The following is a 26973-nucleotide window of genomic DNA, read 5'->3' on the forward strand; positions in this document are numbered from 1 at the left end:
TCCCGGCCTATTTTTACATGTAATAAACAATCGCAATGTATTGGAGAGCAGAGGCTGCGAGGATGAAGAGATGCCAAATCATATGGAAGTATGGTTTCTTCTTAGCGTAGAACCCAGCACCAACTGTATAGCAAAGACCTCCTGATACCATGAGACACCAGAACATTGGACTTGTTTGGCTGATAATTGCGGGTAAGATTGCTATAACTAGCCATCCCATGATGAGGTAGAGGATGAGACTGAATTTTTCATTGACCTTCTTGGCAAAGATTTTATAAAGAATACCAAAAATAGTTGTCCCCCATTGAATGGCGATAATCAGATAACCAAACCAGTTGTTCATTAAGGTTAGGACTACCGGGGTATAAGATCCAGCGATTGCCACATAAATCATGGAATGGTCAATAATCCGTAAGACATACTTATGAGTCGAACCATAAGCCATAGAATGATAAATAGTGGATGAAAGAAACATGAGAAACAGGCTGATGACAAAAATCGAAACACCAATGGATGATAAAAATCCATGGGCCTCATAACTATAAGTCGATGAGATAGGGAGCAAAATCAGCATGATAAGTGCCCCTACAGCATGGGTGACACTGTTTGCTATCTCTTCTCCCAAACTAAGGCGCTTGCTAAGTTTAAAACTAGTATTCATTTGTTTCCTCCTCTTCATTTTCTGTATAGACTAGTGCTAGTGTTTGATGATAGAGTTTGACCGTTTGGCAACTTGCTTGGATAATAGGATTGGCTGGGTCTAGGTCCTCATTCATATAGTCTACAAAAGCATTGTAAAGTTCTTCTGAGTTAGTCTCTGTGTGTAGGGTATTAAGGGTTTGAGCAATTTCCTGGATTGAAAAAACAGACTTGAGCGTTGTGATAGCAATCAATCGGGCGATTTGTTTGCGTTGGTATTTTTTCTTTTCAGGTTTGCTGATATAGCCGTGTTTGACATAGTTGTTCACCATTGATGCAGTTAAACCTTTTTCTTTAGCAAGAGAAATAGGGGAACAAACTTTATTCACATAAAGTAGGACCTGATCCAAATAGAGATCAATGTTTGGAATTTCGTCCCATTCTGGGTAGGAAAAAGTAGATTTCATTTCCAACTCCTGTTTATCTAGTTTTAATAACTAGATTATAAAATAATAGAAATAAAAAGTCAAGTTTTAACTGCTTGTAGAAAGCCTCAAATTATGCTATGATGAGAGAAACTAGTCAGAAAAGAGGAGATAAGATGGAAATTCGTTTAGCCTTTCCAAATGAAGTAGATGCAATTATGCAGGTGATTGAGGAAGCTAAAAAATGCTTGGCGGAAGCTGGTAGCACTCAGTGGCAAAATGGTTACCCAAATGCTGACACGATTATTGAAGATATCATCTCTGGTCAGGCTTATGTAGCCTTGGACGAAGGAGAACTTTTAGCCTATGCAGCAGTGACTAAAAGTCCAGAAAGAGCTTATGAAGCCATTTATGATGGAAGCTGGGAAGGAAGAGAGTCAGAGTATCTAGTTTTTCACCGTATTGCTGTCGCTAGTGATGTCCAAGGGCAAGGTGTTGCCCAGACCTTCTTGGAAGGCTTGATTGAAGGCTTTGATTACCTAGATTTTCGTTCAGATACGCACGCTGAAAATAAGGCTATGCAACATATCTTTGAAAAGCTTGGCTTTAAAAAGGTTGGGAAGGTTCCAGTAGATGGAGAACGCCTAGCCTATCAAAAATTAAAATCTAATGCCTAAAAAGTATGCAAAAATGCTCTATGTTTCTCCCATAGGGGAGCTCTCACTTGTTGCTGATGACCACTACTTACTTGGCATTTGGTTTCAAGGTCAGAAACATTTTGAGAGAGGTTTGGAAACTGGGTGTATCGTTGATGTTCCAAGCCATCCAGTTTTGAACCAAGTTGCTTCTTATTTGGATAGCTATTTTTCAGGACAAGTTCAAGACCTATCTGAGCTTCCTCTGGCTCCTATTGGAAGTGAATTTGAAAAGAAAGTTTGGTCTTATCTACGGGAAATACCCTTTGGGCAGACAGTTACTTATGGTCAAATAGCTAAGGACTTGCATGTAGCTTCTCCTCAAGCTATCGGAGGAGCTGTAGGCCGAAATCCTTGGTCTATCCTCGTACCTTGTCACCGCGTACTCGGTTCCGGCAATCGCCTGACAGGCTTTGCTTCAGGAATTGAGAAGAAGGCTTGCCTATTGAAGCATGAAAATGCAACATTTAAAGAGAAGAAAGAATAGAAAGAGAAGAAAATGTTAGAATTTATCGAATATCCAAAATGTACAACCTGCAAAAAAGCAAAAAAAGAGCTAGATCAACTTGGACTAGAATATAAAGATGTTCATATTGTAGAAGAAACTCCTAGTGAAGAAGTCATTTTAAATTGGCTTGAAACTTCAGGATTTGAGTTGAAGCAATTTTTCAATACCAGTGGAATTAAATACCGTGAACTGGGCTTAAAAGATAAGGTTGGGACTTTATCCAATAAAGAAGCAGCCAAACTCTTGGCCAGTGATGGTATGTTATTAAAACGTCCAATATTAGTGGAGAATGGTGTTGTTAAACAAATTGGCTATCGTAAAACCTACGACAACTTGGATTTGAAATAGTTTTTTTCTATCTCCTTGATAGGTAAAATATATAACCTTACACTTTTAAAGTATGATAAACTAGTAGGTAGACAAAGTCTCTTCTGCACGTAGCAAATATTTTAAATCTAGGCAGAAGTATGATAGAATGATTCATTATCAGGAGAGGATGTTTCTATGAATGTTACAACACTTTTAGCATCAGATTGGTACCAAAACTTGATGCAGTATATTCCAGACGGCAAACTGTTTAGTTTTCGTTCTGTCTTTGATGGGATTCCAAGAATTGTACAACAATTGCCAACAACATTGATGTTGACAGTATTTGGTGCTTTTTTTGGTATCATCTTGGCCTTGGTTTTTGCTATTGTAAAAATTAATCGCGTTAGAATTCTTTATCCATTACAAGCATTCTTTGTTAGTTTCTTAAAAGGGACACCAATCCTAGTGCAGTTGATGTTGACTTACTATGGAATTCCTCTGGCATTAAAAGCGTTGAATCAACAATGGGGAACTGCTTTTAATATCAATGCGATTCCGGCTGCAGCTTTTGCAATTGTAGCTTTTGCTTTTAACGAAGCAGCTTACGCTAGTGAAACTATCCGTGCCGCTATTCTTTCTGTCAATCCTGGAGAGATTGAAGCCGCTCGTAGTCTTGGAATGACACGTGCACAAGTTTACCGTCGTGTGATTATTCCAAATGCAGCGGTAGTAGCGACTCCAACCTTGATTAACTCCCTAATCGGTTTGACTAAGGGTACTTCCCTAGCCTTTAGTGCTGGTGTTGTAGAAGTCTTTGCCCAAGCTCAGATTTTGGGTGGTGCCGACTACCGTTACTTCGAACGTTTCATCTCAGTTGCTCTTGTATACTGGGTGGTAAATATCGCTATTGAAAATCTTGGTCGCTTTATTGAGAGAAAAATGGCCATCGAAGCACCAGATAATGCGAAAACAGATGTGAAAGGAGATCTTCGCTAATGATTAAAATCTCAAATTTAAGCAAATCCTTTTCAGGTCAAACCGTCTTGGATCATCTGAATTTAGATATTCAAAAAGGGGAAGTAGTGGCTTTGATTGGTTCATCAGGAGCGGGGAAGTCAACCTTTCTTCGTAGCCTAAATTATCTGGAAACACCTGATAGTGGAAGCATTCAGATTGATGGCTTTAAAGTCGACTTTTCTCAAATTACTCAAGATGAAATCTTGACTCTTCGTCGCAAGTTGTCTATGGTATTCCAACAGTTCAACTTATTTGAACGTAGAACAGCCCTAGACAATGTCAAGGAAGGTTTGGTAGTTGTTAAAAAACTTTCCGACGAAGAAGCAACTAAGATTGCCAAAGAAGAGCTGGCTAAGGTTGGTCTTTCAGATCGTCAACAGCACTATCCTCGCCACTTATCAGGTGGACAAAAACAACGGGTAGCTTTGGCGCGTGCTTTAGCCATGAAGCCAGCAATCTTGCTCTTGGATGAACCTACTTCAGCCCTTGATCCAGAATTGGTTGGTGAGGTAGAACGATCTATTGCTAATGCTGCCAAATCAGGTCAAACTATGATTTTGGTCAGTCACGATATGTCCTTTGTTTCTCAAGTAGCTGATAAGGTTTTGTTCTTGGATAAAGGAAAGATTATTGAGTCTGGAACACCAGATGAGATTATCAATCATCCTAAAGAAGAACGAACAAAAGAATTCTTTGCTAGTTACAAACGGACCTATATTTGATATAATAGAAGATAAGAAAGACTCAGTTGGCTAGTCTAACTGGGTTTGCTCTTTAAAATTAATAGAAATGAGAGAGAGCATGCTAGTTCAGCTATTTGCTTTGTATTTAGAGAGTTTAGTGTTGACAATTCTACTGGTCTTGATTATTTTGGGACTCTGGATTGGACTTAGAGCTCTGTCGGGGGTTGATAAAACTGCTAAAGCACGTCAAGCCCATCTCTACGATATGATTATGATTGGAGTTTTGACCATTCCAGTATTGTCTTTTGCAACCATGAGCATCTTGTTGGTTCTCAAGGCTTAATAGTTGTAAAATGGGATTTAATCCGTTAGAATAAAAATAGTTACAACAAGAAAGAAGGAAAGAGAATGTACGATACGATTATTATCGGTGCAGGCCCTGCTGGGATGACTGCAGCCTTGTATGCAGCACGCAGTAATCTGAAAGTGGCTTTGATTGAAGGAGGCCTTCCAGGAGGTCAGATGAATAATACTTCTGACATTGAAAACTATCCAGGCTATGCCAATATCAGTGGCCCAGAATTAGCAGAAAAGATGTTTGAACCTCTTGAAAATCTGGGTGTTGAGCATCTCTATGGCTTCGTTGAAAATGTTGAGGATCATGGCGAATTCAAAAAAGTCGTAACAGACGACCAAGTTTATGAAACTCGCACAGTTATCGTAGCGACTGGTTCCAAACACCGTCTCTTGGGAGTTCCAGGTGAAGAAGAACTCAATAGCCGTGGTGTTTCTTACTGTGCGGTTTGTGATGGAGCCTTTTTCCGCGACCAAGATTTGTTGGTTGTAGGTGGAGGTGACTCAGCAGTTGAAGAAGCAATCTTCTTAACACGGTTTGCAAAATCTGTAACTATCATTCACCGTCGTGATGAGCTTCGTGCTCAAAAAGTCTTGCAAGATAGAGCTTTTGCCAATGAAAAAATCAATTTCATTTGGGATTCTGTTGTCAAAGAAATCAAGGGTGAAAACCGTGTTGAGTCGGTTGTCATTGAAAATGTGAAAACAGGACAAGTGACAGAACAAGCCTTTGGAGGTGTCTTCATCTATGTTGGATTGGACCCTGTTAGTGACTTCGTCCAAGAGTTGCAGATTCGAGACCAGGCGGGTTGGATTGTGACTGATGACCACATGAAGACAAGTGTTGCTGGTGTCTTTGCAGTTGGGGATGTTCGTCAGAAAGACCTTCGCCAGGTTACAACTGCAGTTGGAGATGGTGCTATTGCAGGTCAAGAAGCCTATAAATATATCATTGAACATAATTAAAAAAGTTTCCAATCAAACGATTGGAAACTTTTTTATAATCGATTTCGAAAGACTTCGTACATGAGAATAGCAGCAGCAACACTGGCATTGAGGCTCTGTACGTGACCATTCATAGGAATGGTGATCATCTCGTCTACTTGTTTCTTGATGTTGCTAGAGATACCTTTGCCTTCATTTCCGATAATGAGAGCAATCTTTCCTTTGGTATTCCATTTGTTGCAAGGAGTTCCGTTCATATCAGTACCGAATGTCCAGAAGCCTTCATCCTTGAGTTTGTCCAAGGTTTGGCTGAGATTGGTCACGCGAGCGATAGGAACGTGTTCAATCGCACCTGTTGCTGTTTTTGCTACGACAGGAGTAACACCGACAGCTCGGTGCTTGGGAATAATGACACCTGAAACATTGGTTGCATCCGCTGTTCTCAAGATAGAACCGAGATTATGTGGGTCCGTTAAACCATCAAGGATTAGTAGTAGTGGGTTTTCTTCCTGGCGTGTCTTAGCAAGAATTTGCTCAAGTTCAGTGTAGGCAAATTCAGAAACACGCAAGACAAAACCTTGGTGAACAGCTCCTTCAGTCATCTCAGAAAGTGATTTTTTGGAAGTCCAAGAAATGGATACTTTCTTTTCAGTAGCCAATTCCTTAACTTTTTCCACATTCTTTCCTCGTAAATCTTCCTGAAGGTAGAGTTTGTTTCCAGTATTTGCTAAAAGAGCTTCTGTGACGGCATGAACGCCATAGACAATATCGTTTGTTTTCATATCTTCATTATAACACAAAATCCCGTCTTGCAACGGGATTTTCTTTATTCAAGAATGAGCAAACCATCTTTAACTTCAAATGGGTCTTTTTCATTGATACGATCATAGAACATAATGCCATTTAAGTGGTCAATTTCGTGTTGAACTACAATAGAGTTATATCCCTTAAGTTTGATGCGGTGCTTTTCTCCATCCTTATCAAAATAGTCGACAGTTACTCGAGCGTGGCGGATAACATAACCTGGAACAGCACGGTCAACAGATAAGCAACCTTCCCCTTCGCCTAGGGCAGCATCTTGGACTGAATGTGAGACGATTTTAGGATTGTACATTACAGCTTGTAAGTCATAGGCTTCTTGAGGAGTTTCACCTTCCTCAGTGATATTTGGTACCAGTACGGCGATGATGCGTTTTGAGATATTCAGCTGTGGTGCAGCAAGCCCAACACCTCCACGTAGCCCTAACTTTTCAGCCATAACAGGATCTTGCGAGTGTTTTAAAAATTGCATCATTTTTTCTCCGAGAATGATATCTTGATCGCTCAAGGGGAAAGAGACCTCCTCGGCAACGGCACGAAGAGTAGGGTTCCCTTCGCGGATAATATCTTTCATATCGATTAAATGAGCAGCTTTGGTAATTCGTTCTATAGCAGACATATTCTTTCCTTTCCTTCCATTACAATTACATGATAACACAAAACAGATGAGAAAGAAAGTCACAGAAGTTGCTAAAAAATAATATAATAAAAGGAAATACCAATTTGTCTGTGGTATAATAAGGTAAGGTGACTTGCATCAAAAAGTAGGGAGAAAAAATTTGGAACAACGTAGTAGAAAAAGAAAAAAAGGTCCTGTTCTACATGCTATTAGACATTCTGTTCGATTTTTCAGGAACTATAAGCAGTGGAACAATCGTACTTTTATTGTGGTCTTGTTAGCTTCGGTAGCTGTCTCGATGATTTTTACTTTATTAGCGGAAGGAGCTCGAGGGATTTCTTTAAGCAGTAGTTATCCAAGTGCTGTGCAGAAAAAGTTAAATTCTCAGGAAAAGAATGCAGATACGGAGCAAGAAACAAGTGCGCGTATAATGGCAAATGGTGATATCCTCTATCATATTCCGATTTATCGAACTGCTCTAAAAGAAGATGGGACTTATGATTTCCATGAAAATTTTGAGTATGTGAAACCTTGGCTCAAGCAAGCTGACTTAGTCATCGGTGATTTTGAAGGAACTGTAAACAAAGACCATTATCTCGCAGGTTACCCCTTGTTTAATGCACCTGGTGAAGTCATGGATGCTATAAAGGATGCTGGTTATCAGGTCTTAGACTTGGCTCACAACCATATCTTGGATTCTCAGATTGAGGGAGTTTTTTCAACTGCAGATGCTATCGAAAAAGCTGGAATGACACCAATTGGTGTTTATACCCATGAACCACGAGAGAAAGCATCGATAGTTATCAAGGAAGTCAATGGAATTAAAGTTGCCCTTTTAGCCTATTCCTATGGATTTAACGGCATTGAAGAATACATTTCTAAAGAAGACTATGATAATCATCTTGCTGACCTAAATGAAGATAAGATGAAGACTGAAATTGAGCGAGCAGAGAAAGAGGCGGATATTACGGTCATCATGCCTCAGATGGGAATTGAGTATCAATTGGAACCAACAGAAGAGCAAAAACAACTCTATCACAAGATGATCGATTGGGGGGCTGATATTATCTTCGGTGGCCATCCTCACGTTGTTGAACCAGCAGAAACGGTTGAGAAAGATGGGGATAAGAAACTCATTATCTATTCTATGGGGAATTTTATCTCAAATCAGCGTATTGAAACCATGCAGGATGAGGAAAATGCAAAATGGACAGAACGTGGTGTTCTCATGGATGTGACTATTAAGAAAAAAGCAGGTAAGACTACGATTGAGGCAGCTCAAGCTCATCCTAGCTGGGTTAATAGAACGCCAAAAGGAACTTATTCTCCTGAAGGCTATCCACTCTATTTGTACCAGACCTACATTTTAGAAGATTTTATAGAGGGTGGGAAGTACCGTAGTCAGTTAGACGAGGCGACCAAGGAACGGATTGATACAGCCTATAAGGAAATGAATGAACATGTAGGGTTGAAGTGGTAGTGACTGGATCACAAGGAGACACAATGGAAATTAAGATAATAGCGACAGATATGGATGGTACCTTGTTGGATTCTCAAGGACAACTGGACCTACCTCGACTAGAGAAAATTTTAGATCAGCTAGATCAACGAGGCGTTCGTTTTGTCATTGCAACTGGAAATGAAGTTCATCGAATGCGACAATTACTGGGACATCTAGCAGAAAGAGTGGTTCTCGTAGTTGCTAATGGCGCTCGTATATTCGAAAATGATCAATTGATTCAAGCTCAGACTTGGGACGATGCTATGGTTGATAGGGCTTTGGGCCATTTTAAAGGCAGAGAGTGTCAGGATCAGTTTGTCGTAACTGCTATGAATGGCGGTTTTGTCAAGGAAGGAACTGTTTTTACAGAACTTGATAAATTTATGACTCCGGAGATGATAGAGAAATTCTATCAACGAATGCACTTTGTTGATGAATTTGACTCCAGTCTCTTTGGTGGTGTTCTCAAGATGAGTATGGTTGTTGGAGAAGAACGATCAGATGTGGTTTTACAGGAGATCAATGACTTGTTTGATGGTCATGTTCGAGCTGTTTCGAGTGGCTACGGCTGTATTGATATCTTACAAGATGGGATTCATAAGGCATGGGGCTTAGAGGAGTTGCTCAAACGTTGGAACTTAAAACCAGAACAAATTATGGCCTTTGGTGACAGTGAAAACGACATCGAAATGTTAGAGTTGGCAGGAATTTCATATGCGATGGAAAATGCAGAGGAGACTGTCAAAGAAGTAGCCACCAAAATAGCGCCAGCTAACAGTCAGGCAGGTGTTTACCAAGTTTTAGAAAACTGGCTAGAAGAAGGAGAATAACTTGGCAGTACAGCTTTTAGAAAATTGGCTCTTAAAAGAGCAAGAGAAAATTCAAACCAAGTATCGTGAACTTAATCAAATCTCGGTAATTGAACCAGATATCATTTTTATCGGGGATTCTATTATTGAGTATTATCCTTTGCAAGAATTATTGGGAACGTCAAAAACCATTGTGAACCGAGGGATTCGAGGCTACCAGACTGGACTTTTACGAGAAAATCTTGATGCCCACCTCTATGGCGATGCAGTGGACCAAATTGTACTATTGATTGGTACAAATGACATTGGAAAAGATGTTCCAATGAATGAAGCGCTAAACAATCTTGAAAGCGTGATTCAAAGTATTTCTCGCGACTATCCGCTGTCACAGATAAAGCTAGTTTCTATTCTGCCAGTTCATCAAGGGGAAGAATACAAACAGACAGTTTATATTCGTACCAATGAGAAAATCAAGGCCTGGAACCAAGCCTATCAAGACCTTGTCTCTGCCTATATGCAGGTTGAATTTGTGCCTGTTTTTGAGAACTTACTCGATCAGGAAGGGCAACTCAAGGCAGACTATACAACGGATGGTCTTCACCTCAGTGTCGCTGGTTATCAAGCTTTATCAAATACTTTAAAAAAATATATTTTCTAGGTTCAGTATAGATGAACAAGATTTTTTATGATTAATATTTTTGGTAAAATAAATATGTTGCTAATATTATTAAAAAAATTCTCTCAATGCTAGCGATCTCATGTTAGTTGATGATACCATTCACCTGTCGGAGGATATACTAAATAATAGACCTTGAAAGTATAGTGAAGTGAAATGAAATGAAATCTGGATAAATTGATTAAGGAAGTCAAATCAATTTCTAGCAATGTTTTAGAAGTCACAGTGCACTATTCTGTATGCAATCTACTATCTGCTCTTCATTTGACAATTCGATACAATAAAAAGCTCCATAATATCTATAGGAATTTGCCTATTACAAATATTATCGAGCTTTTTTGGCTCTTTCCTACTATTTGTCAAGTCTATCAAGGTTTTAAGAATCAAATGAGACAAGACAGTAGCTATTTTGAGACTACTGTCATATTTTCAACAAAAATAAATCGTTTTCACTTGACAAAAATTGGTCTATACCATATAATAAAATAAAGAATATGGAGGACAAAATTATGAAAGTTATTCAAGTGGAAAATCCAATTGAAGGTGGAAAAGTTGCTTTTGATATCTTAAAAGAAAAATTGGAAAACGGTGCACAAACATTGGGACTTGCAACAGGAAGTAGCCCTCTGGAATTTTACCAACGAATCGTTGAGAGCGATCTTGATTTTTCAAATCTTACAAGTGTGAACTTGGATGAGTACGTAGGTCTTGATGGAGACAATCCTCAATCATATCGTTACTTTATGCAAGAAAATCTTTTCAACAAGAAACCATTTAAAGAAAGTTTTTTGCCACGTGGTGTCAAGGATAATGCGGAAGCAGAAGTAGAACGCTACAACCAAATTCTTGCTGACCATCCCGTTGACCTACAAATCTTAGGGATTGGTCGTAATGGTCATATTGGCTTTAACGAACCAGGCACACCATTTGATAGCCAAACTCACCTTGTAGAGCTAGATCAGTCTACAATCGAAGCTAACGCGCGTTTCTTTGAGAAGATTGAAGATGTTCCAACCCAAGCTATTTCAATGGGGATTAAGAACATTTTGGATGCTAAGTCTATCCTTCTATTTGCTTATGGTGAATCAAAAGCAGAAGCTATCGCTGGAACCGTTGAAGGCCCTGTGACAGAAAGTCTACCGGCAAGTAGCCTACAAAACCATCCGGATGTGACCATTATCGCAGATGCAGTAGCACTCAGTTTGTTAAAAAAATAAGATTTTAATCATTAAAGACCATTCGATCCTATGGATTGGGTGGTTTTTTGGTCTGGATATATTTCAAATATGATAAGGGTTGAAAATCAAAATTTTTATATGAAGAAGACAAATTTGACTGTTCATCACTTTCTGCTTTATGTCAGTATTTAGCAAAGATAGAAGCTATCAGTTTAAGTCAAGTAAAGGATTTATATTTTATTCGAGAGCAAATACTGAAACATCTTGTTGATCACGTTGGCAGCAAGGACTTATATACCATTTTTGATCTACCGTCAGATTATTGGGAGTACCTAGACCACATGGGGTTAGAAATTAAAAAATTAAGTGTTCGTTTAGAACAAACTTTAGAAGTGAAGAACTAGGCTAGACATAATGGTAAAATCTTGTAAATTTTAAATGGAATGATTTGGGAGAATTTCATTTTTTTCTTGACAATTTTCTTCATTCCGTGTAAAATAGAGTAGATCTTGAACTTGAAGGGAGTGAAAAAAATGTCTAAAACAGTAGTACGTAAGAATGAATCTCTTGACGATGCTCTTCGTCGTTTCAAACGTGCAGTTACTAAAGCTGGTACTCTTCAAGAAACACGCAAACGTGAATTCTATGAAAAACCTTCTGTAAAACGTAAACGTAAATCAGAAGCAGCTCGTAAACGTAAAAAATTCTAATTAATAAGAAAGGCTAGACTTGTCTAGTCTTTTTTGTTTTAAATAAATCCTATAAATCCTGCAAAATTCTGAAACTTCCTACTACAATTTGATATAATAGAGGGAAGAACTTGATTGAAGGAGAAAATTATGTCGGTTTTAGTCAAAGAAGTGATTGATAAGCTCAGACTAGACATTGTCTATGGTGAGCCAGAATTACTTGAAAAGAAAATTAATACTGCGGATATTACGCGACCAGGGCTTGAAATGACGGGGTATTTTGACTACTATACTCCAGAGCGGATTCAGTTATTGGGAATGAAAGAGTGGTCTTATCTGATTAGTATGTCTTCTCATAACCGCTACCAGGTTTTGAAAAAGATGTTTCAACCAGAAACACCTGCAGTTATTGTTGCGCGTGGTTTAGTAGTTCCAGAGGAAATGCTAAAGGCCGCTCGAGAATGTAAAATTGCTATTTTAACGAGTCGTACAGCAACAAGTCGTCTGTCTGGAGAATTGTCAAGTTACCTAGATTCTCGTTTGGCTGAGCGTGAAAGTGTACATGGTGTCTTGATGGACATCTATGGTATGGGTGTGTTAATCCAGGGCGACAGTGGTATTGGTAAGAGTGAGACAGGTCTAGAACTCGTGAAACGAGGACACCGTTTGGTGGCTGATGACCGTGTAGATATCTTTGCTAAGGATGAAATGACTCTCTGGGGTGAACCAGCTGAAATCTTGAAGCATTTACTTGAGATTCGTGGTGTTGGTATTATAGATGTGATGAGTCTTTATGGTGCCAGTGCAGTTAAAGATTCTTCACAAGTTCAGTTAGCTGTCTATCTAGAAAATTATGACACGCAAAAGACTTTTGATCGTCTAGGCAATAATGCTGAGGAATTGGAGATTTCTGGAGTAGCTATTCCACGTATCCGCATTCCTGTAAAAACAGGACGTAATATTTCTGTCGTTATCGAAGCAGCAGCGATGAATTATCGTGCTAAGGAAATGGGCTTTGATGCTACTCGACTATTTGAAGAAAGATTGACAAATCTGATTGCAAAGAACGAGGTGAAAAATGATTGATCCAATCGCTTTTCAAATTGGTCCTTTAGCTGTTAGATGGTATGCGCTCTGCATCGTTTCAGGTCTTGTGTTAGCGGTATATCTTGCCAGTAAAGAAGCGCCTAAAAAGAAGATTTTATCTGATGATATTTTGGACTTCATCTTAATTGCCTTTCCTTTGTCCATCATTGGTGCTAGACTCTACTATGTTATTTTTAGATTTGATTATTATAGCCAACATCTGGGAGAGATTTTTGCTATTTGGAATGGTGGTCTTGCCATATACGGTGGTTTAATTACTGGCGCGATTGTACTCTATATTTTTGCTGATCGCAAATTAATCAATACTTGGGATTTCTTAGATATTGCAGCTCCGAGCGTCATGATTGCTCAGAGTCTAGGGCGTTGGGGAAACTTCTTTAACCAAGAAGCTTATGGAGCAGTCGTTGACAATCTAGACTATTTACCTGGTTTTATTAAGAATCAGATGTATATTGATGGCTCATATCGCCAACCAACCTTCTTATACGAGTCTATCTGGAATCTGATCGGTTTTGCCTTGATTGTCATTTTTAGACGCCGATTAAAGAGTATCCGTCGTGGTCATATCACTGCCTTTTATCTAATTTGGTACGGATTTGGACGTATGATTATTGAGGGCATGCGTACAGATAGTCTCATGTTCTTTGGGCTTCGAGTATCTCAATGGTTGTCTGCCCTATTGATTGGCCTTGGTATTTATATCATCTTTTATCAAAATCGGAAAAAAGCACCATTTTATAATGTAAAAAAGGAGAATTAAAATGTTAGAAGCGGCTTATATTATTGTGGCGATTGCCTTGGTTGTATTTTTAGTTTATCTGATTATTACCCTTCAAAAAGTTGGTCGTGTCATCGATGAAACTGAAAAAACTGTTAAAACTTTAACATCAGATGTAGATGTAACTCTTCATCAAACAAATGAATTGCTTACAAAAGTCAACGTTCTTGTTGATGATATCAATGTCAAAGTTGCTACAATTGATCCCCTCTTTACAGCAGTTGCAGACCTTTCTGTTTCTGTTTCTGACCTAAATGAGCAAGCACGTGTTTTGAGTAAAAAGGCCTCATCTGCTGGATCAAAAACTATAAAAACTGGTGCAGGTTTATCTGCTATTCGTGTTGCAAGTAAATTTTTTAAAAAATAAAAAAGGAGTTGACTAATGGGAAAACTATCATCTATCCTTTTAGGAACTGTTTCAGGTGTTGCAGCTGCCTTGTTTCTAACTAGTGACAAAGGAAAACAAGTTAGAAGCCAAGCACAAGAATTTTTAGAAGATCTAAAAGAAGATCCTGAGTATGCTAAAGAGCAGGTTTGTGAAAAATTAACGGATGTCAAAGAACAAACCAAAGAATTTGTTCTTAAAACAAAAGATCAGATTGAATCTGGGGAAATTACTCTGGACACTGTCTTGGATAAAGCAAAATATCATGCTCAACAAGCGACTGAAACTTCAAAAGAAACCTTGAATCATTTCAAATCACAACTGGAAGAAAAAGTAGTTGTGGAAGAAAATGGAAATGGTCAAGAAATTGTCATTGAGCTTCAAGAAAATTAACATAGAGTCACCATTTCCTGGTTTTCTAGAAAATCAAGAATGGTGATTTTTTTCTTTTAAGGAATTCTTTGTGATATAATGGCAGTATAGAAAGTTCAGTATTTAGATTTCTTTCTTAATTTAGTGAAATTTTAACAGCAGGTTATTGATCTTTATACGGATGGGAAAATGGAACTAGATGATAAAATAGAAAAAGATAACCTTGTACTTTTTTACAGAGTTGTTTGGAAGTCTAAAATTAGCGGTTCTGTCCGTAACCTAAATAACCCGCCTGATGAACTGGGTGACTGGGTTTAGCTATTACAACAAATAGTTATTTAAAGATTGAAAGGATTTAAAATGTGATGTATTAAAGTAGAGTAAACTTCCTAAATTTTAGGAGAAGCAAAAATTATGATTTTGTTAACAGAAGATGTTAACGTTTTCTATATTAAGTATGAAAAATAGTTAAAAGGATTGGATAACATGAAAGATATCTTTAATAAACGCCAACGTTTTTCGATTCGGAAGTTTTCTGTTGGAGCGGCATCTGTACTAATAGGGGTTGCCTTGTTTGCTCCAACTCAAGGAGTCTTAGCTTCTACGGAAAATAATAATGATAATAATACAGGGATAGAAGTTAATTCTGAAACTGACAATTCTCTGCCGACTGTGGAGATCAAAGAAGAAGCTCAAAGTATCTCAGAACATCGAAACAATGCTTCTTCTGAGATAGATGCTAAAGAGATTTCAACAGTAGCTACAAAAGAGACAGTTCTAGATACTTCCGGTGGTAAGGAAAATATCAATTCGACGGCAACTACTTTGGTGGCTGGTGAAGACAGATCAAGTGCTACAGAGGTTAGAGCAACATCAAATCCTACTGAGATTAAAAAATATGAATTGACTGAGGAAGATGCTAAGCAAATAAAAGCAGGAATAATCGGTTCAGAAGGTGATCAACTTGATAGTTTGTTAGTTAATGGTCCCAAGTTAAATCCAGAAGGTTATACAGATGATGATTACTTGAAGGATAAAGAAGAAGTTTATATATATGAAAAAAATGGGAAAAAGTATGTAGGCTATAACAGTCATCCACTTTTAGATGATACTGATGGTGATGGTATTATTGATAGTAACGAAAAGCCAGATGAAAAATTAAAATGGAATGTAAGTGAACGTGATATGATTATGTTCATGGAATTGGCTTACCGTGACGATAAGTATATTGACAGAGTACTGGATCATAAGACACCTTTAACAGAAGCAGAGTTATACAAAAAGAAAGGTGAAAGTAAACCACGCTATGAATATATGATGATGAATAGGGAATTGGGACCTTATTGGGAAAGAAAGAAAAGTTATCATACATCCAGTGGACTTGATGCTGTCTTATTTGAGACCAAGAGCGATTTCTTATATTTACCAAATGGAACTGCCCAAGTACTAGCATTTCGTGGTACTAGTGATTCTAAAGATATAGGTGCTGATATCACACTTGGAACAGGGAGTAATCCTAAACAGGCGATAGAAGCAGAAGAAATTATGCGTGAATTAGCTAAGGATAAGAGTATCACCAACCTTTATCTAACAGGACATTCTCTGGGAGGATATTTAGTACAACGTGCGATGGTTGAAGCCTATCAGTTGGCATATTCTGATAGCAGAGTTATGTCTCCTAAGGAACAATTAGATTATAGAAATTTCTATAACAATATTTTAAAAAAAGGAACAACATTTAATGCTCCAAAAGTGAGGACAGGTTTGTTCTCGTCATCTGAATTTTGGCAAAAAGGTTTAGATAGTAAAAAAATAGCTAAGTCAGGTAAACTGACTCATTATATTGTTGATAATGATTCTACTATAGGGAAAAGTGTCAGCAATGATAGTGATATTGTTATAAATGTTGGACGAACAAGCAGAGGTCATAGTTCACGTTCTTATTTTGAAGCCGATATGATTAATAGACGACCAGAGTTTATTTCTGGGAAACGAATTTCCTTAGATGGAATAGGTTATCAAGATAAAAAAATTACAACCGATAGGTCTGTAGAAAAAGTTGGAGAAACTGTTGTATATAGCAAACGTGGAGACGACATCATTAAGTCAACAACTGTTAGTATCAAGGATCCTGATACAGGACAGATTACTAAAAATGCACTTGATCAAGTGTTCAAGGAAAATGGTGCGAAGGACAAAGTAGAAACAACAGAAATCCCATCACCTAAGAAATACGTGAAAGATGATACACGCGAAAAAGGACAAGCTAATGTTGAAGTACCTGGAAAAACTGGGAAACAGACGGTAACAACAACTTATAGTGTAAATCCTAACACTGGAGATCTTATTGAACATGTAGGACAACCAGTAGTTAAGCAACCGGCAATAGAAACAGTTGTCAAAGTCGCAGCCAAGGATGAAGTAGAATACATTAAAAGAGGAGCCGACGTTGTTAAGAAGACAACAAGCTACACAGTAAACTCAAAAACTGGCAGTCTTACTTCGACTGAGAAGCAAGAAGTAGTCAATAGAGGGGGCGCGAAGGATATAGTTGAGTATAATTCAGTTGAACCCAAAACAGTTTATTTAAAAGATGAGAACAGTCCAAAAGGTACTGATACTGTTCAATTTTCAGGGAAATCAGGACAAACTAAAGTCACCACAACATATAGCGTAGATCCAGTAAATGGAACCCTAACTCCATCAAAAGGCAAACCAGAAGTCGTAACTATACCAATAGCTAGAGTTGTCAAAGTGGGAGCGAAGGATAAAGTAGAAACAACAGAAATCCCATCACCTAAGAAATATGTAAAAGATGATACGCGCGATAAAGGCCAAGACAATGTAGAAGAAGCAGGACAAGCAGGTTCAAGCACAGTAACAACTACTTACGAAGTAAATCCATCAGATGGAACAATTACAGAAAGAGTAGGAAAACCAGTAGTAGTAAATCCAACAGAAACAATTGTCAAGGTTCCAGCGAAGGACAAAGTAGTAGAAACCTCGATTGAACCAGAGGTTGAGTATGTCAGAGCTGGTGAACGAGAAGTTGGCACACCTGATGACCGCGTTGAAGGAGCTAAAGGTAAAATAGTTACTACAACCACTTACGATGTAGATTCACACGACGGTCATATCACAGAACACGTTGGTACCCCAGTCGTCACCCCAGCAGGTAAGATAATCGTTAAAGTAGGAGCTAAAACTAAGGTTGAACAATCTAAAGATTCTGAAGGTCGTGATGTGATTGATACCACTACCTATGAAGTTGATCCAAAAACAGGTAAGGTAACTCCAACAACCGTTCGAACTTATGGGAAAACGAAAGAACCAACAGTAGATAAGAGAGTAGTACCATCACCTGTTGTCTATGAAAAAGATGATACGAAAGAAAAAGGTACAGCCCCAACTACTGTTAAAGGTGAAGATGGTGAAGACACTATCACAACCATTTACACTGTGGATCCTAATACTGGAAAGATTATAGTAAGTGAAGGTAAACCAGTTCGTACGAAAGAACCAACGAATACAGTCGTCAAAGTCGCAGCGAAGGATAGAGTAGTAGAAACCCCGATTGAACCTGAAGTTGAGTATGTTAGAGATGGTGAACGAGATGTTGACACATCTAATGAACGTATTGAAGGAGCTAAAGGTAAAATAGTTACTACAACCACTTACGATGTAGATTCAAACGACGGTCATATCACAGAACACGTTGATACCCCAGTCGTCACCCCAGCAGGTAAGACAATCGTTAAAGTAGGAGCTAAAACTAAGGTTGAACAATCTAAAGATTCTGAAGGTCGTGATGTGATTGATACCACTACCTATGCAGTTGATCCAAAAACAGGTAAGGTAACTCCAACAACCGTTCGAACTTATGGGAAAACGAAAGCACCTACGGTTGAGAAGAGAGTAGTACCATCACCTGTTATCTATGAAAAAGATGATACGAAAGAAAAAGGTGCAGCCTCAACTACTGTTAAAGGTGAAGATGGTGAAGACACTATCACAACCATTTACACTGTGGATCCTAATACTGGAAAGATTACAGCAAGTGAAGGTCAACCAGTTCGTACGAAAGCACCAACGAATACAGTCGTTAAAGTCGCAGCGAAGGATAAAGTAGAAACAACAGCAATCCCATCACCTAAGAAATACGTAAAAGATGATACGCGCGATAAAGGCCAAGACAATGTAGAAGAAGCAGGACAAGCAGGTTCAAGCACAGTAACAACTACTTACGAAGTAAATCCATCAGATGGAACAATTACAGAAAGAGTAGGAGAACCAGTAGTAGTAAATCCAACAGTAACAATTGTCAAAGTCGCAGCCAAGGACAAAGTAGTAGAAACACCGATTGAACCTGAAGTTGAATATGTTAGAGATGGTGAACGAGATGTTGACACACCTAATGAACGTATTGAAGGAGCTAAAGGTAAAATAGTTACTACAACCACTTACGATGTAGATTCAAACGACGGTCATATCACAGAACACGTTGGTAACCTAGTCGTCACCCCAGCAGGTAAGACAATTGTTAAAGTTGGTGCAAAAACTAAGGTTGAACAATCTAAAGATTCTGAAGGTCGTGATGTGATTGATACCACTACCTATGAAGTTGATCCAAAAACAGGTAAGGTAACTCCAACAACCGTTCGAACTTATGGGAAAACGAAAGCACCAACAGTTGAGAAGAGAGTAGTACCGTCTCCAGTAGTTTATGAAAAAGATGATACGAAAGAAAAAGGTACAGCCCCAACTACTGTTAAAGGTGAAGATGGTGAAGACACTATCACAACCATTTACACTGTGGATCCTAATACTGGAAAGATTACAGCAAGTGAAGGTCAACCAGTTCGTACGAAAGAACCAACTAATACTATTGTTAAAGTTGCAGCGAAGGACAAAGTAGAAACAACCGAAATCCCTTCACCTAAGAAATATGTAAAAGATGATACGCGCGAAAAAGGCCAAGACAATGTAGAAGAAGCAGGCCAAGCAGGTTCAAGCACTACCACAACAACATATAGTGTTGATCCTACTACAGGCGTTATTACAGAAAGAGTAGGGAAACCAGTAGTAGTAAATCCAACAGAAACAATTGTCAAAGTCGCAGCGAAGGACAAAGTAGTAGAAATCCCGATTGAACCAGAAGTTGAATATGTTAGAGATGGTGAACGAGAAGTTGGCACACCTGATGACCGCGTTGAAGGAGCTAAAGGTAAAACAGTTACAACAACCACTTACGATGTAGATTCAAACGACGGTCATATCACAGAACACGTTGGCAATCCAGTCGTCACCCCAGCAGGTAAGACAATCGTTAAAGTTGGTGCAAAAACTCAGATTGAACAATCTAAAGATTCTGAAGGTCATGATGTGATTGATACCACTACCTATGAAGTTGATCCAAAAACAGGTAAGGTAACTCCAACAACCGTTCGAACTTATGGGAAAACGAAAGCACCAACGGTTGAGAAGAGAGTAGTACCGTCTCCAGTAGTTTATGAAAAAGATGATACGAAAGAAAAAGGTACAGCCCCAACTACTGGTACAGCCCCAACTACTGTTAAAGGTGAAGATGGTGAAGACACTATCACAACCATTTACACTGTGGATCCTAATACTGGAAAGATTACAGCAAGTGAAGGTCAACCAGTTCGTACGAAAGAACCAACGAATACAATTGTCAAAGTCGCAGCGAAGGACAAAGTAGTAGAAGCATCAATTGAACCTGAAGTTGAGTATGTTAGAGATGGTGAACGAGAAGTTGGCACACCTGATGACCGCGTTGAAGGAGCTAAAGGTAAAATAGTTACTACAACCACTTACGATGTAGATTCAAATGACGGTCATATCACAGAACACGTCGGTAACCCAGTAGTCACCCCAGCAGGTAAGACAATCGTTAAAGTAGGAGCTAAAACTAAGGTTGAACAATCTAAAGATTCTGAAGGTCGTGATGTGATTGATACCACTACCTATGAAGTTGATTCAAAAACAGGTAAGGTAACTCCAACAACAGTTCGAACTTATGGGAAAATGAAAGCACCAACAGTAGAGTTAGAACAAGATTCTAAGACAGGTGATGTTACAGTGACACCGAAGAAGCCAGATGGGTCAACATATCCACCAGGAACTAAGGTAGAAATCTCAGGTAAAGATGGTAATCCAATCGTCGTTACAATCGATGAAGATGGTAAAGGTAAAGTACCAAACAGTGATCTACCAAACGTAGAAAAAACAGGTACAGGTAAGATTACTGAACCAGGTAAATCATCTGTGGAAGTTCCTAAGGTAACAACTTTTGAAAACGATGCATTATCGGGTTCAATTGCATTGCCAGAGCTAATGATTGAGGTTCGATGGATTGATGAAGACGGAAATGTATTGAAACCATCCGTTAAGACAGGTAATGAAAAGGATGCTGAACATGGATCAATTCCAGTATATGAATTTGTACGAACTGTGATTGATGAAAATGAACCAGTAATTACTCACATTTTCAGAAAAGTAAGTGGAAATACAAATCCAAATACAATTCCAGTCACTCCAGTCACACCTGCTACTAATGGAGGTTCTGGTCAAGATACACCTGCACCTTCACCAACAACTCCAACTCCAGATGCAGTTACTCCGAATGCTAATCACGGATTCATTACAACTACTATTGATAAGGAATCTAAGTCAAATGATTCTCAAAATGTATTGCCAAGACTTGGAACAGAGTCAAGTATGACTCTTGCATCTTTAGGACTCCTTGGTATGCTAAGTAGCCTTGGACTTGCGTTTGGAAAGAAAAAAGAAGACTAAAATAAGCATTTCGTTAAAGTTTGAACTACTCACTGTTAAGTGAACGATGAAATAAAAGATTAAGAAACGACCTTGTTCCTCATTTGAAGAAGTACAAGGTCGTTGTTTTATTTTTGAAAAAGGGAGACATCAGTATTGGTACCAAACCCCTCTCAAAATATTGTATGTCTTTAATCCTAGTGCTCAGTTTTGAAATGTTCCCAAAAGTTCTCAACCGGTGAGCGATTAGTACACTTGCCAATCTGATATATAGAGAATGTTATCAGAAAGAGGAATATTTCTGTTTCATTTAAACAAAATATATAAACATCTTATAAACATTCGCATATGTTTGCGCTTTATTCGAGAGGTTGAATGGCTTTATGATTGCTTAAATGAATTGAAAATGATATAATCGAGCTGTGATAGCTGTGATAGCTGTGATAGCTGTGATAGCTGTGATAGCTGTGATAGCTGTGATAGCTGTGATAGCTGTGATAGCTGTGATAGCTGTGATAGCTGTAATGTGTAAAAATTGCTCAAAAGAGTGATTTTTATTGTATTATTCCCCAGAGGGAATACTGCTTCTCAATTTGATTTTGTCTTTAATATAAGGAGGAACTATGGAAAAAAAATCAAATTCACTAAGTAGAGTAAAGCGTCGACAACAGGAAAAAGTCTTACGCTTCTCTATTCGTAAGTATAGCTTCGGTGCGGCTTCAGTTGCTGTTGCAGCACTGATGTTTTTGGGTGCGCGTGTCGTTAGTGCAGATAGCGTGACACCTGTTGATCAACCTCAGGTAGAGGCTTCAACTCAAGAAACGAGTTCGCTAGCATCGCAGGATAAGGAAGAGCCTGCTAGTTCTGTAAAAGTGGATACAGCTACTGCAAGTCAGCTTGTGGCACAGATCAAAGACCAGCTTCACGTCAAGGAAACTGCGAATACAGATCTTTTAGTCCGCGCCAAGGAAGAACTTGTCAAGGCTGAACAGACTCTTGCTAATTCAAAAGTGAGTCAGGAAGAAGTGGACGCTTTGGTAGCTCGCTTGACCAATGTTTTGGACCAGCTACGAGCAGTTGAAACTCCTCAAGTTAAAGAAGCTAAAAATGAAGAAAGCACACAGGAAGTAACTTCGGAAATCAAGCCAGAAGTAGCGAAGCCAACTTCAGAAATTTCAGCTAAGTCTGAGGAAACTTCAGAAAATACTAATGCTGAGCAACTGGAAAAAGCTAAAGCTAGTCTCAAAGTATCTATTGATCGTTTGGAGCAGGCTATCGCCCAAACACCTGAGAATGACTTGACACGTGAAATCTTGGAAAAAGCTAATGCCCAAGTTGCTGTAGCCAAGTCTGCATTTGGTGGTGTAGAAGTTAGCCTTCGTGATGTTGAGGATATGAATCGTGTCATCAAACGTAACGAAAGCTCTGTTATGATTGCACGTAATCGTTTGACTTCTGGGCATAATGACGTCCGTAATGGCGCAGCTATCCCAGTTGGAACAACGCTTCGCGCTGATGCGGGGGCAACCTATGACAAGGCTGTTGGGCTCTACTTCACAAAGGAAGGAGATGGCTCAGGTTATCCAGCTGGTACCATGCTCTTTAGAGACCGTAACCAAAATACTGCGGATAACCAAAAAGTTAGTGATGTCAAGAATGTCGTTAAGGTTGATGTCACTAAAAACGGAGATACCTACGATTGGGTCATTGAGTTTGACCGTGATCCTGAAAACCACAAAAATGCTCATGCTTGGTTTACCATTCCAACTGGTCATACCTTGGTAAACGACGGTTCGGCATCATTTGCTAGTTACTGGGGTGGTGATAGTAGCAAAGTACGTATTGATACTCAAGGAAGAAAAAAAATATCACGAACCTTACAACAAATCTTTGAACAGCAGGTTGCCGCTACGACTAAGGTTACTAACTATGGTACCCCTGGTGGACATATCGAGTGGGCTTTGGGCAAATCCCCTACCGATGCTTTCTGGAAAGGTGCTGATGGAGAGGTTAAAACATTTGAAGAAATCATTTCAAAACCTGATTCACTGTACTGGACTCGTACTGGGGGTGCGCGTACGTCAACAGAGAAGGATGTTCTGTTATCAGATTATTTGAAGGATTGGTTGATCCAGCATACGCAAAGAGTCTACCATTTTGAAATCGATTATCGTGGTAAAACTAAGGATAGTAACTCAAACTATATCTTTCGTTTCAAAACCAAAGCTGCTGAGGGGACTCCACTCATGTATGCAGCAGGGATGCGCTCCTTTGAGTTCAACACCCACCGAAATGATATGCAATGGTATGGTTTGCCATCTCCTAAGGTGACGGGGGCTGATCAAACCATCGAAAAAGGCAAGGAGATCACTCTCGAATTCACAACTAAAGATGATTTAGCAGGATTTTCACTTGGTGATCCAAAACTAGGTTATAATACAGCTGATTCTATCAAGTTAGTGGATAGTAAGCTGGAACTTAAAGATCAAAAAGTTGAAGTTCATAAAGTGAGTGATTATGAGCACAAGCTCATTATTACAGGTCGTGTTGCTTCTGAACCTAGCGATACAGGTTATCAGGTCAAGGTCAAGTCTGTCAATAACGTCGGACAAAGTGCGGAGTTTACATCAACTGTCAAGGTTACACAATCTATTACACCAACATTAGAGTTGAATCAAGATCCTAAGACAGGTGACGTTACAGTAACACCGAAGAAACCAGATGGCTCAACATACCCACCAGAAACTAAGGTAGAAATCCCAGGTAAAGGTGACAAGCCAATCCCAGTCACAATCGGTAAAGACGGTAAAGGTAAAGTACCTAATAGTGATTTACCTGAAGGTAATGTCCCAGGTACAGGTAAGATTACAGAACCAGGTCAACCAACTGTTGAAGTTCCTGATGTAACAACACCAGCTAAGATAACACCAGCTGACCAGGTAGCACCAACAATTACTAAATTAACTGATAATCGTAATGCAGAAATTGATAGTAAAAACCCACGTAAGATTATCGTTTATCGTGAAGAAGAGTTTAGCGTTGATGTGAACTTAACTGATAACAGTGGTCGCTTGGATAAGATTAAGGTTCACGACAATGCTCAAGCAGTAGCACCATCAGGTAATTTCGAAGTTACAAATGGTGGTCGTCTTGAACTTCCTGCTAATGGTACAAGTATTAACTTCACGGATAAGACAAGTAATTTAGGTCAAGCTGGCAATGCGACAGATACTAACCCATATAAAGTTAATATTTCAGGTCATGTTGGTAAAAATCAGGAAGTCAAAGCTGATGCTAGCAAAAATATCTGGAATCGTTATATTAGTGGATATGACCAAGGAGGTCTGACAAATAATGACACAAACAATAACACTGCTAATAACGCCAATATTCAGATTGAGTTCCGTAAGCAAGCTGATAAATATACACCAACAGCAGTAACAGGCTCTAAAATCGATGTAGCGACAGATGGTACAATCAGTGGCTATAACTCACCAGAGACTTATATTGCGAACAAGTCAGACTTACCAACTAAAGGTACAACACCAGGTACTGCAACGACTTATACATGGAAAGATGGTGAAAATCCAACTGTTACAAATGGACAAGTAACACGAACAGTTGTGGTTACTTATCCAGATGGTTCAACAGATGAAGTACCTGTTACCTTCACAGTTAATGATACAGTACCACCAACGATTACTAGCTTAACACCTATTAGTAATGCAGAAATCGACAAAACTAACCCACATAAGATTATCGTTTATCGTGAAGAAGAGTTTAACGTTGATGTGAACTTAACTGATAACAGTGGTCGCTTGGATAAGATTAAGGTCCACGACAATGCTCAAGCAGTAGCACCATCAGGTAATTTCGAAGTTACAAATGGTGGTCGTCTTGAAATTCCTGCTAATGGTACAAAGATTAACTTTACGGCTAATACAAGTAATTTAGGTCAAGCTGGCAATGCGACAGATACTAATCCGTACAAGGTAAATATTTCAGGGTATGTAGGTAAAGGTCAGACAATTAATCCTGATGCTAGCAAAAATATCTGGAATCGTTATATTAGCGGATATGACCAAGAAGGTCTAACAAATAACAGTGGAAACAATGGTCCTGCTAATAACGCCAATATTCAGATTGAGTTCCGTAAGCAAGCTGATAAGTACACTCCAACAGCAGTAACAGGTTCTAAAATCGATGTAGCAACAGATGGTACAATCAGTGGCTATAACACACCAGAGACTTATATTGCCAACAAGTCAGACTTACCAACTAAAGGTACAACACCAGGTACTGCAACGACTTATACATGGAAAGATGGTGAAAATCCAACTGTTACAAATGGACAAGTAACACGAACAGTTGTGGTTACTTATCCAGATGGTTCAACAGATGAAGTACCTGTTACCTTCACAGTTAATGATACAGTACCACCAACGATTACTAGCTTAACACCTATTAGTAATGCAGAAATCGACAAAACTAATCCACATAAGATTATCGTTTATCGTGAAGAAGAGTTTAGCGTTGATGTGAACTTAACTGATAACAGTGGTCGCTTGGATAAGATTAAGGTTCACGACAATGCTCAAGCAGTAGCACCATCAGGTAATTTCGAAGTTACAAATGGTGGTCGTCTTGAAATTCCTGCTAATGGTACAAAGATTAACTTTACGGCTAATACAAGTAATTTAGGTCAAGCTGGCAATGCGACAGATACTAATCCGTACAAGGTAAATATTTCAGGGTATGTAGGTAAAGGTCAGACAATTAATCCTGATGCTAGCAAAAATATCTGGAATCGTTATATTAGCGGATATGACCAAGAAGGTCTAACAAATAACAGTGGAAACAATGGTCCTGCTAATAACGCCAATATTCAGATTGAGTTCCGTAAGCAAGCTGATAAATATACACCAACAGCTACAAATCCTACAGTGAATCTGACTTCAAATGGAACTGTTCCAGATTTGGGATCACCAGAGACTTATATTGCCAACAAGTCTGACTTGCCAGATAAAGGAACAACACCAGGTACGACAACGACTTACGCATGGAAAGCTGGAGAAACTCCAACTGTTAACAATGGTAAAGTCACACGTACAGTTATAGTAACTTATCCAGATGGTTCAACAGATGAAGTTCCAGTAAAAGTAACGGTAACAACACCAGAAACACCAGAAACTGAAAAACCAGTTGAGATTGAAATTACCCCACAACCAAATGGAGATGCGATTGTAACGCCTAAGAAACCAGATGGCTCAACATACCCACCAAAAACTACGGTAGAAATCCCAGGTGAAAATGGTCCAATCACTGTTGAAATCGGTAAAGACGGTTCAGGTAAAGTACCAAATGACAATCTTCCTAAGAAAGCTGTCCCAGGTACAGGAACAGTAACCGAACCGAATAAGAAACCATCACAACCGGTGAATGTAACAACACCAGGTAAGGTAACACCAGCAACACCAGAAACCGAAAAACCAGGTAAGATTGAAATTACTCAACAACCAAATGGTGATGCAGTAGTAACACCGAAGAAACCAGATGGCTCAACATACCCACCAAAAACTACGGTAGAAATCCCAGGTGAAAATGGTCCAATCACTGTTGAAATCGGTAAAGACGGTTCAGGTAAAGTACCAAATGACAATCTTCCTAAGA

General features: G+C 38.9%; 22 protein-coding genes. 18 read left to right on the forward strand and 4 right to left on the reverse strand.

What is annotated here, in order from left to right:
* Positions 1-13: 13 nt before the first annotated feature.
* Positions 14-661 carry a PAQR family membrane homeostasis protein TrhA gene (gene trhA, locus QM877_RS09475; protein WP_414318261.1) on the reverse strand — a complete coding sequence of 216 codons (648 nt, stop codon included), beginning with the start codon at positions 659-661 and terminating at the stop codon, positions 14-16.
* Positions 651-1106, reverse strand: coding sequence for a DUF1836 domain-containing protein (locus QM877_RS09480; RefSeq protein WP_373114683.1), 456 nt, complete (start codon positions 1104-1106; stop codon positions 651-653). Before QM877_RS09480 ends, trhA begins: the two co-directional genes overlap by 11 nt.
* A gap of 134 nt (positions 1107-1240) precedes the next feature.
* Here QM877_RS09480 and QM877_RS09485 point away from each other — a divergent pair, with 134 nt between their 5' ends.
* From QM877_RS09485 to trxB, 7 genes are all read left to right on the forward strand, one after another.
* A complete protein-coding gene (locus QM877_RS09485) occupies positions 1241-1741 on the forward strand; it encodes an N-acetyltransferase family protein (RefSeq protein WP_414318262.1) in 501 nt (166 codons plus the stop codon).
* On the forward strand, positions 1734-2246 hold the full coding sequence (locus QM877_RS09490; protein ID WP_414318263.1) for a methylated-DNA--[protein]-cysteine S-methyltransferase: 513 nt from the start codon (positions 1734-1736) through the stop codon (positions 2244-2246). Before QM877_RS09485 ends, QM877_RS09490 begins: the two co-directional genes overlap by 8 nt.
* A gap of 12 nt (positions 2247-2258) precedes the next feature.
* On the forward strand, positions 2259-2615 hold the full coding sequence (locus QM877_RS09495) for a Spx/MgsR family RNA polymerase-binding regulatory protein (RefSeq protein ID WP_414267963.1): 357 nt from the start codon (positions 2259-2261) through the stop codon (positions 2613-2615).
* A gap of 156 nt (positions 2616-2771) precedes the next feature.
* A complete protein-coding gene (locus QM877_RS09500; protein WP_371607421.1) occupies positions 2772-3572 on the forward strand; it encodes an amino acid ABC transporter permease in 801 nt (266 codons plus the stop codon).
* Positions 3572-4315 carry an amino acid ABC transporter ATP-binding protein gene (locus QM877_RS09505; protein WP_414318264.1) on the forward strand — a complete coding sequence of 248 codons (744 nt, stop codon included), beginning with the start codon at positions 3572-3574 and terminating at the stop codon, positions 4313-4315. Before QM877_RS09500 ends, QM877_RS09505 begins: the two co-directional genes overlap by 1 nt.
* 79 nt (positions 4316-4394) lie before the next feature.
* Positions 4395-4619, forward strand: a complete 225-nt coding sequence (locus QM877_RS09510) for a DUF4059 family protein (RefSeq protein WP_000960970.1) — start codon at positions 4395-4397, stop codon at positions 4617-4619.
* A gap of 65 nt (positions 4620-4684) precedes the next feature.
* Positions 4685-5596 (forward strand): thioredoxin-disulfide reductase, encoded by a 912-nt coding sequence (gene trxB, locus QM877_RS09515; RefSeq protein WP_414318265.1) that lies wholly within the window; start codon positions 4685-4687, stop codon positions 5594-5596.
* A 32-nt stretch (positions 5597-5628) separates the two neighbouring features.
* Here the strand turns inward: trxB and rlmB are convergent, their stop codons facing one another.
* Together rlmB and def are read right to left on the reverse strand one after the other, a co-directional pair.
* A complete protein-coding gene (gene rlmB / locus QM877_RS09520; RefSeq protein ID WP_049548287.1) occupies positions 5629-6357 on the reverse strand; it encodes a 23S rRNA (guanosine(2251)-2'-O)-methyltransferase RlmB in 729 nt (242 codons plus the stop codon).
* A gap of 44 nt (positions 6358-6401) precedes the next feature.
* Complete coding sequence (gene def, locus QM877_RS09525) at positions 6402-7013, reverse strand: peptide deformylase (protein WP_414318266.1); 612 nt, start codon at positions 7011-7013, stop codon at positions 6402-6404.
* Between the two features lie 160 nt (positions 7014-7173).
* On the opposite strand from def, the gene QM877_RS09530 reads away from it, so the two are divergent.
* The 11 genes from QM877_RS09530 to QM877_RS09580 all read left to right on the forward strand — a co-directional run.
* Positions 7174-8493, forward strand: coding sequence for a CapA family protein (locus QM877_RS09530; RefSeq protein WP_414318267.1), 1320 nt, complete (start codon positions 7174-7176; stop codon positions 8491-8493).
* A 23-nt stretch (positions 8494-8516) separates the two neighbouring features.
* Positions 8517-9344, forward strand: a complete 828-nt coding sequence (locus QM877_RS09535; RefSeq protein WP_414318268.1) for an HAD family hydrolase — start codon at positions 8517-8519, stop codon at positions 9342-9344.
* Between the two features lies 1 nt (position 9345).
* The gene (locus QM877_RS09540) at positions 9346-9981 is read left to right on the forward strand and encodes an SGNH/GDSL hydrolase family protein (protein WP_414318269.1); all 636 of its coding nucleotides are present in this window, start codon (positions 9346-9348) and stop codon (positions 9979-9981) included.
* 527 nt (positions 9982-10508) lie between these two features.
* A complete protein-coding gene (locus tag QM877_RS09545) occupies positions 10509-11216 on the forward strand; it encodes a glucosamine-6-phosphate deaminase (RefSeq protein WP_414318270.1) in 708 nt (235 codons plus the stop codon).
* Between the two features lie 494 nt (positions 11217-11710).
* Complete coding sequence (gene rpsU, locus QM877_RS09550) at positions 11711-11887, forward strand: 30S ribosomal protein S21 (RefSeq protein ID WP_000048054.1); 177 nt, start codon at positions 11711-11713, stop codon at positions 11885-11887.
* Positions 11888-12016: 129 nt separating this feature from the next.
* A complete protein-coding gene (gene hprK, locus QM877_RS09555; protein WP_049526992.1) occupies positions 12017-12952 on the forward strand; it encodes an HPr(Ser) kinase/phosphatase in 936 nt (311 codons plus the stop codon).
* Positions 12945-13733: a prolipoprotein diacylglyceryl transferase gene (gene lgt, locus QM877_RS09560; protein ID WP_075231806.1), complete on the forward strand. Its 789-nt coding sequence runs from the start codon at positions 12945-12947 to the stop codon at positions 13731-13733. The genes hprK and lgt overlap by 8 nt, the downstream gene beginning before the upstream one ends.
* Position 13734: 1 nt before the next feature.
* Positions 13735-14118: a DUF948 domain-containing protein gene (locus QM877_RS09565; protein ID WP_414318271.1), complete on the forward strand. Its 384-nt coding sequence runs from the start codon at positions 13735-13737 to the stop codon at positions 14116-14118.
* A gap of 15 nt (positions 14119-14133) precedes the next feature.
* Positions 14134-14529, forward strand: a complete 396-nt coding sequence (locus tag QM877_RS09570; RefSeq protein ID WP_414318272.1) for a YtxH domain-containing protein — start codon at positions 14134-14136, stop codon at positions 14527-14529.
* 465 nt (positions 14530-14994) lie between these two features.
* Positions 14995-21324, forward strand: a complete 6330-nt coding sequence (locus tag QM877_RS09575; RefSeq protein ID WP_414318273.1) for a G5 domain-containing protein — start codon at positions 14995-14997, stop codon at positions 21322-21324.
* 602 nt (positions 21325-21926) lie between these two features.
* Positions 21927-26973, forward strand: a 5047-nt coding sequence (locus tag QM877_RS09580) for a sialoglycan-binding domain-containing protein (RefSeq protein WP_414318274.1), incomplete at its 3' end; no start/stop codon positions are given.

The sequence above is a fragment of the Streptococcus infantis genome, assembly GCF_047463655.1.
GTDB classification, from domain to species: domain Bacteria; phylum Bacillota; class Bacilli; order Lactobacillales; family Streptococcaceae; genus Streptococcus; species Streptococcus infantis_Z.

Coding starts and splice junctions, on each gene's coding strand:
- hprK (WP_049526992.1), top strand. CDS start 12,017: ATGTCGGTTTTAGTCAAAGAAGTGATTGATAAGCTCAGACTAGACATT.
- rlmB (WP_049548287.1), bottom strand. CDS start 6,357: ATGAAAACAAACGATATTGTCTATGGCGTTCATGCCGTCACAGAAGCT.
- trhA (WP_414318261.1), bottom strand. CDS start 661: ATGAATACTAGTTTTAAACTTAGCAAGCGCCTTAGTTTGGGAGAAGAG.
- QM877_RS09480 (WP_373114683.1), bottom strand. CDS start 1,106: ATGAAATCTACTTTTTCCTACCCAGAATGGGACGAAATTCCAAACATT.
- QM877_RS09490 (WP_414318263.1), top strand. CDS start 1,734: ATGCCTAAAAAGTATGCAAAAATGCTCTATGTTTCTCCCATAGGGGAG.
- QM877_RS09495 (WP_414267963.1), top strand. CDS start 2,259: ATGTTAGAATTTATCGAATATCCAAAATGTACAACCTGCAAAAAAGCA.
- QM877_RS09565 (WP_414318271.1), top strand. CDS start 13,735: ATGTTAGAAGCGGCTTATATTATTGTGGCGATTGCCTTGGTTGTATTT.
- QM877_RS09570 (WP_414318272.1), top strand. CDS start 14,134: ATGGGAAAACTATCATCTATCCTTTTAGGAACTGTTTCAGGTGTTGCA.
- QM877_RS09535 (WP_414318268.1), top strand. CDS start 8,517: ATGGAAATTAAGATAATAGCGACAGATATGGATGGTACCTTGTTGGAT.
- lgt (WP_075231806.1), top strand. CDS start 12,945: ATGATTGATCCAATCGCTTTTCAAATTGGTCCTTTAGCTGTTAGATGG.
- QM877_RS09575 (WP_414318273.1), top strand. CDS start 14,995: ATGAAAGATATCTTTAATAAACGCCAACGTTTTTCGATTCGGAAGTTT.
- QM877_RS09545 (WP_414318270.1), top strand. CDS start 10,509: ATGAAAGTTATTCAAGTGGAAAATCCAATTGAAGGTGGAAAAGTTGCT.
- def (WP_414318266.1), bottom strand. CDS start 7,013: ATGTCTGCTATAGAACGAATTACCAAAGCTGCTCATTTAATCGATATG.
- QM877_RS09505 (WP_414318264.1), top strand. CDS start 3,572: ATGATTAAAATCTCAAATTTAAGCAAATCCTTTTCAGGTCAAACCGTC.
- QM877_RS09500 (WP_371607421.1), top strand. CDS start 2,772: ATGAATGTTACAACACTTTTAGCATCAGATTGGTACCAAAACTTGATG.
- QM877_RS09510 (WP_000960970.1), top strand. CDS start 4,395: ATGCTAGTTCAGCTATTTGCTTTGTATTTAGAGAGTTTAGTGTTGACA.
- QM877_RS09485 (WP_414318262.1), top strand. CDS start 1,241: ATGGAAATTCGTTTAGCCTTTCCAAATGAAGTAGATGCAATTATGCAG.
- rpsU (WP_000048054.1), top strand. CDS start 11,711: ATGTCTAAAACAGTAGTACGTAAGAATGAATCTCTTGACGATGCTCTT.
- trxB (WP_414318265.1), top strand. CDS start 4,685: ATGTACGATACGATTATTATCGGTGCAGGCCCTGCTGGGATGACTGCA.